The sequence below is a fragment of the Acinetobacter sp. WU_MDCI_Abxc222 genome (genome assembly GCF_025514755.1).
GTDB lineage: Bacteria > Pseudomonadota > Gammaproteobacteria > Pseudomonadales > Moraxellaceae > Acinetobacter > Acinetobacter geminorum.
The window spans coordinates 98945-109565 of sequence record NZ_JAHPVG010000010.1 but is presented as its reverse complement, the minus strand read 5'-3'; the positions used below and the strand labels follow the sequence as shown (position 1 = coordinate 109565).

Here is a 10621-nt window from a genome sequence, read left to right as displayed (position 1 = left end):
TTAGGGGCGTCGCCAAGTGGTAAGGCACCGGGTTTTGATCTCGGCATCCGTTGGTTCGAATCCAGCCGCCCCTGCCATTCTCTTATTTTAAAGACAGACTTAATTGCTATGCTTTTTGTTGATTAATCTTGACATTGCATTGCAAAAATATTAAAGTTCTGCCGCATTAGGGGCGTCGCCAAGTGGTAAGGCACCGGGTTTTGATCTCGGCATCCGTTGGTTCGAATCCAGCCGCCCCTGCCATCTATTTCATTACATACCAACCGCCAAGGGTGCTTCATGCCCAATCTTGTCGTTTTTAGTGGAAATGCTCATCCACAGTTCGCTCAAAAAGTCGTAAGTCACTTACATATCCCTCTAGGTGCTGCATCAGTCGGTCACTTTTCTGATGGAGAAATTTCAGTAGAAATTACTGAAAATGTTCGTGGTAAAGACGTATTTATCGTTCAGCCTACTTGTGCCCCTACCAATGATAACCTTATGGAAATCTTGGTTATGGCAGATGCTTTGCGTCGTGCAAGTGCTGGTCGTATTACCGCTGTTATCCCTTATTTTGGTTATGCTCGCCAAGACCGTCGTCCACGTTCTGCACGTGTGCCGATTACAGCTAAAGTTGTTGCAGACATGCTTACCACTGTTGGTATTGACCGTGTCGTGATGATCGACTTACATGCTGACCAAATTCAAGGTTTCTTCGATATTCCAGTCGACAACATCTACGGTACTCCTGCTTTGCTTGCTGACTTACGTCAACAACAACATGACAACCTTATGGTGGTTTCTCCTGACGTTGGTGGTGTAGTACGTGCTCGTGCTGTTGCCAAACAGATGGGTGACATCGATTTAGCAATTATTGATAAACGTCGTCAAAAAGCCAACGAGTCGCAAGTTATGCACTTAATTGGTGACGTAAAAGATCGTGATTGCGTTATCGTAGACGATATGGTTGATACTGCTGGTACATTGTGTAAAGCAGCTGATGCGCTTAAGCAATTTGGTGCACGTCGTGTAGTTGCATACGCAACTCACCCTGTACTATCAGGTAAGGCTATTGAAAACTTACGTAATTCAGTTATTGATGAACTGGTTGTGACTGATACCATTCCTCTTTCTGAAGAAGCATTGACCTTAGGCAAGATCCGTCAGGTTTCTGTTGCTAGCATGGTTGCTGAAACGATTCGTCGTATTAATAACGAAGAGTCTATCAGTGCAATGTTCGATAGTTTATAATATTGCAGCTTTTTATAAACCCTAGCCTTGGCTGGGGTTTTCTATCACTAAACTGGTCGCAAGTTTAGTCTTTTAAACTTTAATGAGGATTTACTCATGGCAAACTTCGTATTAAACGCTCAAGCGCGTGCTGAAGACAAACAAGGGAAAGGTGCGAGCCGCCGCCTTCGTCGCGAAGCTTTAATTCCAGCTATCATTTATGGTGGCAACGCTGAGCCTGTAACTGTTACTTTAGAACTTCGTGAGCTTGTAAAAGCTTTAGAAAGCAATGCTTTCTTTGAAGAAGTTGTAGAAATCAAAGTGGGCGACAAAGTTGAAAACGTTAAAATCCAAGCGTTACAACGTCACCCATCTAAAAACACTCCTATGCACGCTGACTTCAAACGCGCATAAGTGTTTAAAGGCGTAGATTAGTGTCAAATATTTCGCTAATTGTTGGTTTGGGCAATCCTGGTTCAGAATATGCCCAAACCCGCCATAATGCAGGTTTTTGGTTCATTGAACAGCTTGCAGACAAATATGGCATTACATTAAAAAATGATCCGAAATTTCACGGAATCAGTGGACGTGGTAATATAGAAGGACACGATGTCCGTCTACTTCTACCCACTACATTTATGAACCGTTCTGGACAAAGTGTAGTTCCATTTGCAAAATTTTATCAAATTGCTCCCGAAGCAATTTTGATTGCTCATGATGAACTTGATATGAACCCAGGTGTAATTCGTCTTAAAACAGGCGGTGGACACGGTGGTCATAACGGTTTACGTGACATTGTCCCTCATATTGGTCCAAATTTTCACCGTTTACGTATTGGTATCGGACATCCTGGCTCGAAAGAGAAAGTTTCAGGTCACGTACTTGGAAAAGCACCAAGTAGTGAACAAAGTCTGATGGATGCAGCAATTGATCATGCCCTTTCTAAAGTGAAGCTACTTGTTCAAGGACAAGTTCCACAGGCCATGAATCAAATTAATGCATATAAACCCACTTAAATTGTTGAACAATCATGCTTGCTATCTTGCTTTTTTAGGAGCAAAATGCGCATCAGCCACTTTGCCAACCGCAAAAGCTAAAGATTTCACCATAAGATCTACATCTTAGGTCTACTCAGGAGACGCTAGCCATGCTATCTCGTTTATTAAAATGCAAAATTCACCGTGCAGTTGTAACCCATGCTGAACTTCACTATGAAGGTTCTTGTGCAATTGATGGCGTATTGATGGACTTAGCTGGTATTCGTGAATATGAAGAAATTCATGTTTGGAATGTAACCAATGGCAAACGCTTCACAACTTATGCGATTCGTGGTGAAGATAACTCTGGAATTATTTCAGTAAACGGCGGTGCTGCACATCAAGCAGACGTTGGCGATTTAGTAATTATTGCTACATTTGGTGATTTTACTGAAGCTGAAGCAAATATTCATAAACCACGTTTGGTATATGCTAATCCAAATAATACAGTCAACCACACAGCGAATTGCATTCCTGTTCAAGTTGCCTAATTTATTTTAAGAATAAAAAGCCCGCATTGACGGGCTTTTATTATTTTATAAATCCTTAATAGTTCCTTCCCACCAGTTCTTTTGTTTTTCACAATTTAATGGTTGAAGCTGCTCTCCTCGTAATTCGAACAATATCGCCTCTCCTTCAGGATTTACCTTAAATTCAGCATATTTGGCTTTTTCATAACATTGAGCCAAGCCTTCTGCAAACAAGAAACTGCGAGAGGCAGGATATAAAGCCTGCAAACGATTTTCAGGATTTTTTAAAATTAACCTCTGTCCAGCCACTGAATTATTGATATCTAAAATGGTACGAACTACGCGATTTTGTGAATCCAAAATAACTTTTGCGGGAACGGAAGAGCGATTAAAAATCACCTGTTCCAGAGTCTCACCTTCACTTCCAACAAGAACTTTAAGAGATTGTAAATTTAATTCATAAGCCAATGCCATATAATCACCTTGTAAAATTGAACGAGGATCAACTGGCTTAAGCTCAATGAAAATACTTTTACTATGGTGCAAATGCCATTCGTTTTTCGCCACTAAACCTGCAAAAAATAATAGCGTAATAAAGGCAAGAATAAGAGAAAAATACTTTTTCATTCTTTCTCTCCTTTAACAAGATCATTTTTATTTTCACGTTGAAGTAACCAAGACAGAGCCAACAAAACAATACCCGAAATAAAAATAGATGCACTCTTAGCTAGAAAAGTTATTTGTAGGTTGTAATAGAGCTGCCAGAACACAAAAACGAATACAGTTAAGCTCACTCCATACACAATATAATCTTTCTTTTTTAATGCCCACGTTAAAATAATAAGCAGGATGAAAATTTCAAAATATCCCAACACAATAAGTAACACACCAAATATTAAAAAGGCGAAAAAAGTGAGTGCCTTAAGTTGTCGATATAAATGAAGAACACTAAAGCAAAGTAACCAGACAACAGGTAGCAAATATAAAACCCATAACTGCTGATCTATCGAATTTTCTGGTACCAACCCCATAAAAGTATTGAAAAAAGAAGCTACAAGAATTACGACCAGCACGCATAAAAAAATACTACGCTCATATAGAGCTATTGATTCTCTCTTAGGTAAGAGCACCAAACTAAAAACCAAGTAACTGAGCAAAGTTAAATTTAAATAAGTCTGAGTAGAATCTATTGACCACAATGAATGGTCCAGTTGTAGCAAATAGATAAAAGCTATGCCATACGTAGCAAGCATTTGAATTAAAATGAAGAACCAATGCGGTTTAAGAAAATAACTAATACATAGAATAAAAATCTGTGCAATTAAAACCCATAGAATTTGATCTGTTTCTGAACCAAGATGAAACAAGAAAGCGGTCTGCCCACTGATAAACAAACAATAGGCAAATTGCCGAAAGAAATAGCTTTGTGATTTCTTTAAAAGAATAAACGCCAATCCAACAAAAACAACTCCAATAACTAAAGAAATAGCTTCCCAGAACACCAACGTAAAAGCTGCAAGTGACAAGCCAGCAAGCCAAGCACCAATTGCCAATGGAATGACATAAAAGCGGCTTTGACGAAAAATTTTTATTAAAAGATAGCTGATCAGCGCAAACCAAATAAAAATAATGCCTGCAATCAATAAAAATATGAACTCATTAGAGTCTTTAAATAGGTTATTAATCCCATCTACAAGCCATATCGTTGCAGTCACACCAAGAACAGCTGCCATCAAACTAGCACATAGCTGATCATCTTTTTTGAAGAAATAATAAAAAACGACTATTCCGGAAAAGAAGGCAGAAATTAGATAAGGAATATTCTCATTCGATAAATATTGAATTATTCCAATAATCGAAATAACGGCGAACCAAGCGATAAAGACAAACCTTAAAGCACGATATTTCTTTATACATACCCAAAACTCAATAAGGCTTAATAGATTTAGAGCGATTAAATATAAATAAGGAAACTTTTCAGACCAAAAAGTCTGTTTAAAAAATAAAAAAAGTGTAAGTTGGCTGGTAATACAAATTAAAGCAAAGATTCCAATATTCGGCCGATATAACCACGGTAATAAAAGTAATGTCCAAATTAAAAAAAGCAAATAACTGTCTGCACCAGTTTGATAAACCTGTCCAATTACAGCCAAGCTTAAACCTATCATCAAACCACTAACACTATGTAAGGTCTGCCTAACCCCATCACTTAATGTATCTTTTATGCTGAACCAAGCTGTGACAACTAATATAACGGGCGGGATAGCAAGTTGAATACTGTTTGGAAGCATAAACCAGTTGGCAGCAATTAAATAAAGGATACTTACTGCCATAAATACATAACTGAAAATATGGAGATGCTGAATAAATGAACTATTGGTTAGAGGATAATAGTCTCTTATCTGCATGAAACACCTATTTTATTTATAATTTTCTATAAAAAACATAGCATTCCATTTTCATATCAACAAGTAAGCTCTTGTTAAAAAGCCTATTTCGATTTATGAAAATGCTTATTCATAAAGAAACTTAGCATTCTATAAAAGCATCTAGCCAATTCTATCAAGCGCGCTATAATAAAACCCATCGCTTCAGGGCGGGGTGCAATTCCCCACCGGTGGTAAAGTTAATTTTTATAAATAGATTAACAAGCCCACGAGCTTAAATTGTGTAATTTGAGCAGATTTGGTGAAACTCCAAAGCCGACGGTATAGTCCGGATGAAAGAAGACGACGAACTGGGATAAATCCGTTTTATTTCAGTGCCAGCCTGTTTTTACATCAGTCCTGAAATGTTCAACCGTATTTTTACGAGAGCGTTTCATTATGTCTAGCTTAATTCAACCAGAACTTTTTTTCTCAGCCCTCTCTCCTGCTGAGCAACGCATTCAACAAGCATTAGAAGATATCCGTCAAGGCAAGCCTGTCTTGGTTATGGACGACTTTGATCGCGAAAATGAAGCAGATTTAATTGTTGCAGCCGAAACTTTAACTGTACAAACAATGGCACGGATGATTCGTGATGGTTCAGGGATTGTATGTTTATGCCTTACAGAAGAGCTAGCAGACCATCTAGAACTACCACCAATGGTTTCTCAAAACTCGAGCCAGTTTCATACCGCTTTTACAGTGACCATTGAAGCTGCTCAAGGCGTTACCACTGGTGTTTCTGCTAAAGACCGTGTAACAACTATTCAAACTGCTATTAAAGATGGTGCTGTTGCAAGTGACTTAAACCGTCCGGGTCACGTTTTCCCATTACGTGCACGTAATGGTGGAGTCCTTACTCGTCGAGGTCATACTGAGGGAACAATTGACCTAGCAAGACTAGCTGGGCTTAAACCCGCTGGCGTATTATGTGAATTAACCAATCCGGATGGCACGATGGCATCGGGCATTCAAGTTTTAGCATATGCTCAAACTCATCACTTAACGGTGATTACGATTGAAGAACTTGTTCAATACCGCCAACAACACAGTGTTTAAATAAAAAAGGTTTGGCTTTAGATCAAAGCCAAACCTTCAAATTAAAATTTAATAATATTTAAGAAACTTTCTTTTGTGCTGCAAGTTCTTCAACATAGTCCAAAAGTTCAGAGAATTGCTTAATCATTGCTTTAGGCTGTGCTTGAGCGAGCTCTTCAGGTGTTCCATAACCATAAGTTACTGCTACCGCCTCAATACCGTTATGACGAGCACCCAAAACGTCATATTGACGGTCACCGACCATTAAACACTCTTCTGGGTTTAATTGCTCATGCTCAAGAATATAATGGATAAGGTCAGCTTTATTAGTGCGCTCACCCGTTAACTCACTCCCATAGATATGTACAAAGTATTGGCTTAATTCAAAATGATCCAAGATACGTTTTGCATAAATCGTTGGTTTAGCAGTTGCAACAAATAAACGATATCCTTCTTCTTTTAATGCACTAAGTGTTTTTGCAACAGATGGATATACTTCATTTTCAAACAGGCCAACCACCGAAAAACGCTCGCGATAAGCAAGTAAAGCTTGTTCAGCTAAAGCATCATCTTGAGTAGCTAATAATTTTGCGAGTGATGGCTTTAATGGTGGGCCAATTGTCCAATCAATATCTAAATCAGCAGCCAATGGATAGCCTAATTTCTCCATTGCATAGCGAATTGAAGTATGGATTCCAACTTTTGGGTCTGTTAAGGTTCCATCTAAATCAATCAAAATATGTTTTATAGCCATTCAATCACTAACCCAGTAAAGTATTTAATTCAATTGGTCGAGAGTTTAATCAAACTCTCTTATACTAACGTAAATTTAAATTGAAAAGGAAATAACCGTGCGTCCAACCGTACTTTGTTTCTCGGGTTTAGACCCTTCAGGTGGTGCAGGTTTACAAGCCGATATCGAAGCAATTGGACAAAGTGGTGCCCACGCAGCAATTGCATGTACTGCCCTCACCATTCAAAACTCACAACAAGTATTTGGCTTCGAAGCAACCTCAAAAGAACTTTTATTAGCACAAGCAAATGCAGTTGTAGGTGACTTACCCATTAAATGTGTTAAGTCAGGCATGCTTGGAACGACAGATAATATTGCGGCACTAGCTGAATTTTTACGTGCTCATCCTGACTATCAATATGTACTTGATCCTGTTTTAGTCGCAAACAGTGGCGGCTCTTTAGGTGATCAGGCAACTCTCGTTAAAGCGTTCGTTGAACTTATTCCTCTAGCCACAATTATTACTCCAAATACCGTTGAATTACGTGCTCTAACAGGTATTACTGATTTAGATCAAGCCACTCAAAAGCTTTTTGAAATGGGTGCTAAAGCTGTTCTAGTGAAAGGTGGACACGAAGATACACCAGATCATATTAAAAATAGTTTATATATCGATGGTGAACTAGTAGCGAGTAGTAGCTGTCCTCGCCTTGAAGGTGAATATCACGGCTCAGGTTGTTCTTTAGCTAGCTTTATCGCTGGCCGTTTAGCTTTAGGTGATTCTTTAAAAATTGCTGTACAACATGCTGAAACATGGTTATTCGGTGTTTTAAAAAATGCAGATACCCCTGTACCAAACGGACAAAAGATTCCAAAGCGTTTTTAAAAGCACAAAAAAGGCGCTTAAAGCGCCTTTTTTTATTAACCTCGATTATTGAGGAATACGTAAAACTTGCCCCGGGAAAATCTCATCAGGATCTTTTAACATTGGTTTATTTGCTTCAAAGATTTTTGGATATTGATTTGCATCACCGTAAACTTCTTTCGCAATTTTTGAAAGGTTGTCACCAGATTTCACTGTATAAAATTTACTTTCTGGTTCAGGAGTTGCCACTGTCATCTGGTCATCTACTTGTGCCACATGATCAATGTTTCCAACAATAAGAATAATTTTCTCTTTATCTGCTTGGCTTTTTACCTGCCCTTTAATAATTGCAGTATCAGTAGTACCGTTATAGGTTACAGATAAGCCTTCTACCCCTAAGCCCAAACTTTTAATTAAACCTAATAATTTATTTGCAACTTCTTGTGCAGAAGGTTCTGCTGGTGTTGCTGGAGCTGGTTGTGGTTCTGCTGGTGCGGTATTTTTCTTGCCAATACCTTTTACAAAATCAAAAAGACCCATCTTTTAGTCCTCATATTATTGTTTATAGTAAAGTCATTAAACTGACCTTTATTGTTATACTTCAAAAAAGTTATACCTCTGCTATCAATTGAGGTTGATCTTGTAAAAATATGTATCTCTTAAATTTTTTCTAAAATAAAAAAAGCCACCTTACGGTGGCCTTCTTTTTATTCAGCAATATGCGAATTAACCAAGTTTTTTAGTTACATAGTCAATTGCAGATTGAACTGTAGTGATTTCGTTAGAATCTTCATCAGGGATAGTGATGTCGAAGTCGTTTTCGAAAGACATAACAAGTTCAACTAAATCTAAAGAGTCAGCACCTAAGTCATCCATAAAAGATGCTTCGTTTTTAATCTCTTCAGCTTTAAGACCAAGTTGTTCTGCAACCGCTTGTTTAACGCGTTGTTCGATATCGCTCACAGGAATTCTCCTCATTGCTTGTGGCGTTTAATTTGCCACTAGTTTAATTGAATATAAAAATTTTTAAAAGTTTATACATCGGCGTTAGGCCATGTATAAACCACCATTTACATGTAATACCGTACCGGTAATGTAACCTGCTTTATCACTTGCAAGGAAACTCACCGCATTTGCGATATCTTGTGGCTCACCTAAGCGATTTAAAGCCACTTGATCACTCATTTTTTTGCGAATGTCTTCACTAAGTGCATCTGTCATTTCTGTTGCAATAAAGCCTGGTGCCACACTGTTTACAGTAATTTGGCGGCTACCCATCTCTTTTGCAAGGCTACGGCTGAATGCTTCAATACCTGCTTTAGCAGCAGAATAGTTCGCTTGGCCTGGGTTTGCAAAGTGAGCTACAACAGAACTGATATTAATAATTCGACCAAAACGTGCCTTCGTCATACCCTTAAGCACACGTTTAGATAAACGATAAACTGCTTTAAGGTGAATGTTGAGAATGTCATCCCAATCATCTTCAGACATACGAAGCAACAAATTGTCTTTCGTAATACCTGCATTGTTAACTAGAACAAGTACAGGACCATAGTTCTGTTCAATATGAGAAACGACTGCTTCAATCTCGTCGAGATTACGCACGTCGAGCGCCAAACCTGCACCTTGTTCACCAAAGCTATCACTTAACTTTTGTGCACCAGATTCAGAAGTCGCAGTACCTACAACAAAATAACCGTCTTGAATAAGTTGCTGGGCAATGGCCGCGCCAATACCCCGACTCGCGCCCGTTACTAATGCAACTTTGCGTTCTTGTGTCATGCAATTTTTCCTTCTGCCACTAAAACAGCATTTAGGGCATCTTCCATTTTGCTCTTACTATCAATAGAAAAAGCTTTTTCAATATTTGGTAAACGCTTTGCGAGGTTACTCAATACTGTACCTGGACCACACTCAACAATATATTGAATACCTTGGTCTTGTAGAGACTGCATGGTACGTGTCCATTGTACTGATTGGTACAACTGTGCAGTTAATGCCTGACGCAATTGAGCAACATCGGTAGCTATTCCCGCGTTGACATTTTGTATTACAGGAATGGTAGGTAGCTCAATGGCAGTTTGTTCCAAAGCTTCTGCAAATTTCTCAGCGGCAGGTTTCATTAACGAACAATGAGAAGGAACTGACACTGGTAAAGCAATTGCTTTAGCTGACTGCTCTTTTGCCAAAGCCATGACTTCTTGTACAGAAGCTGTACTTCCTGCAATCACAACTTGACCTTGTGAATTATAGTTTGCAGCTTCTACAGAACCTTCACCTGACGCACTCACGGTTTGACAAAGTTCAACCACTTTTTCATCAGCCAAACCAAGGATTGCAGCCATAGCCCCTTGACCTTGAGGTACAGCACTTTGCATGAGTTTGCCACGCAAGTTAACCAATTTAACTGCATCAGCCAAGCTCATAGAGCCTGCAGCGACCAATGCACTGTATTCACCTAGTGAATGTCCTGCAAGGAATTTAGGTGCCAGACCACCTAAATCAAGCCATACACGCCACAAAGCGATACTGGCAGTTAATAACACAGGTTGGGTATTTTCTGTTTGGTCAAGACCTTCGCCACTTTGCGCAATATGCCAAAGATCAAATCCAAGAGCATCTGAAGCTTCTGCAAAAGTTTGCCCGACCCCACTAAACTGTTCTGCTAGTTCAGCAAGCATACCGACTTTTTGTGAACCTTGACCAGGAAACACAAACGCAGTTTTTGTGGCTAAAGCTACTTGTTCAAGACGTTTAGCAGACATAAGAAATCCTTTTTTGGGTTTTCACTCATTTCTGGAGCGGAAATTTAACATGTTATTTATATATTTATAATTGCGAAA

At 38.9% G+C, this 10621-nt stretch carries 13 protein-coding genes, 2 tRNA genes and 1 riboswitch; of the genes, 8 read left to right on the top strand and 7 right to left on the bottom strand.

Features of this window, described 5'->3' with window-relative positions:
* Positions 1-2 precede the first annotated feature (2 nt).
* The 6 genes from KTJ10_RS14845 (at position 3) to panD (ending at position 2737) form a co-directional block, all read left to right on the top strand.
* Positions 3-77, top strand: a tRNA-Gln gene (locus KTJ10_RS14845).
* A gap of 91 nt (positions 78-168) precedes the next feature.
* Positions 169-243: transfer RNA gene (locus KTJ10_RS14840), tRNA-Gln, on the top strand.
* Between the two features lie 36 nt (positions 244-279).
* On the top strand, positions 280-1230 hold the full coding sequence (locus tag KTJ10_RS14835) for a ribose-phosphate pyrophosphokinase (protein WP_002120445.1): 951 nt from the start codon (positions 280-282) through the stop codon (positions 1228-1230).
* A gap of 96 nt (positions 1231-1326) precedes the next feature.
* Positions 1327-1623 carry a 50S ribosomal protein L25 gene (gene rplY / locus KTJ10_RS14830; protein WP_002120443.1) on the top strand — a complete coding sequence of 99 codons (297 nt, stop codon included), beginning with the start codon at positions 1327-1329 and terminating at the stop codon, positions 1621-1623.
* Between the two features lie 20 nt (positions 1624-1643).
* Positions 1644-2225, top strand: coding sequence for an aminoacyl-tRNA hydrolase (gene pth / locus KTJ10_RS14825; protein WP_002120328.1), 582 nt, complete (start codon positions 1644-1646; stop codon positions 2223-2225).
* Between the two features lie 131 nt (positions 2226-2356).
* Entirely contained in the window at positions 2357-2737 is a 381-nt protein-coding gene (gene panD / locus KTJ10_RS14820) for an aspartate 1-decarboxylase (RefSeq protein ID WP_002120296.1), read from the top strand.
* 45 nt (positions 2738-2782) lie between these two features.
* On the opposite strand, the gene KTJ10_RS14815 is transcribed toward panD, so the two are convergent.
* Together KTJ10_RS14815 and KTJ10_RS14810 are read right to left on the bottom strand one after the other, a co-directional pair.
* Complete coding sequence (locus KTJ10_RS14815) at positions 2783-3343, bottom strand: GDYXXLXY domain-containing protein (RefSeq protein ID WP_262442337.1); 561 nt, start codon at positions 3341-3343, stop codon at positions 2783-2785.
* A complete protein-coding gene (locus KTJ10_RS14810; RefSeq protein WP_262442336.1) occupies positions 3340-5124 on the bottom strand; it encodes a DUF2157 domain-containing protein in 1785 nt (594 codons plus the stop codon). Before KTJ10_RS14810 ends, KTJ10_RS14815 begins: the two co-directional genes overlap by 4 nt.
* A 176-nt stretch (positions 5125-5300) precedes the next feature.
* Positions 5301-5451, top strand: a riboswitch (FMN riboswitch).
* A gap of 90 nt (positions 5452-5541) precedes the next feature.
* Here KTJ10_RS14810 and ribB point away from each other — a divergent pair.
* On the top strand, positions 5542-6201 hold the full coding sequence (gene ribB / locus KTJ10_RS14805; protein ID WP_262442335.1) for a 3,4-dihydroxy-2-butanone-4-phosphate synthase: 660 nt from the start codon (positions 5542-5544) through the stop codon (positions 6199-6201).
* Positions 6202-6259: 58 nt separating this feature from the next.
* On the opposite strand, the gene KTJ10_RS14800 is transcribed toward ribB, so the two are convergent.
* Positions 6260-6934 carry an HAD-IA family hydrolase gene (locus KTJ10_RS14800; protein WP_032055849.1) on the bottom strand — a complete coding sequence of 225 codons (675 nt, stop codon included), beginning with the start codon at positions 6932-6934 and terminating at the stop codon, positions 6260-6262.
* Between the two features lie 97 nt (positions 6935-7031).
* On the opposite strand from KTJ10_RS14800, the gene KTJ10_RS14795 reads away from it, so the two are divergent.
* Complete coding sequence (locus tag KTJ10_RS14795; protein ID WP_004794208.1) at positions 7032-7799, top strand: hydroxymethylpyrimidine/phosphomethylpyrimidine kinase; 768 nt, start codon at positions 7032-7034, stop codon at positions 7797-7799.
* Between the two features lie 45 nt (positions 7800-7844).
* On the opposite strand, the gene lysM is transcribed toward KTJ10_RS14795, so the two are convergent.
* The 4 genes from lysM to fabD form a co-directional block, all read right to left on the bottom strand.
* Positions 7845-8318 (bottom strand): peptidoglycan-binding protein LysM, encoded by a 474-nt coding sequence (gene lysM / locus KTJ10_RS14790; protein ID WP_002120434.1) that lies wholly within the window; start codon positions 8316-8318, stop codon positions 7845-7847.
* A 186-nt stretch (positions 8319-8504) separates the two neighbouring features.
* Positions 8505-8741, bottom strand: coding sequence for an acyl carrier protein (gene acpP / locus KTJ10_RS14785; protein ID WP_001279871.1), 237 nt, complete (start codon positions 8739-8741; stop codon positions 8505-8507).
* Between the two features lie 84 nt (positions 8742-8825).
* Positions 8826-9560 carry a 3-oxoacyl-ACP reductase FabG gene (gene fabG, locus KTJ10_RS14780; protein ID WP_002120395.1) on the bottom strand — a complete coding sequence of 245 codons (735 nt, stop codon included), beginning with the start codon at positions 9558-9560 and terminating at the stop codon, positions 8826-8828.
* On the bottom strand, positions 9557-10543 hold the full coding sequence (gene fabD / locus KTJ10_RS14775; protein ID WP_170248382.1) for an ACP S-malonyltransferase: 987 nt from the start codon (positions 10541-10543) through the stop codon (positions 9557-9559). The genes fabG and fabD overlap by 4 nt, the downstream gene beginning before the upstream one ends.
* Positions 10544-10621: the final 78 nt, after the last annotated feature.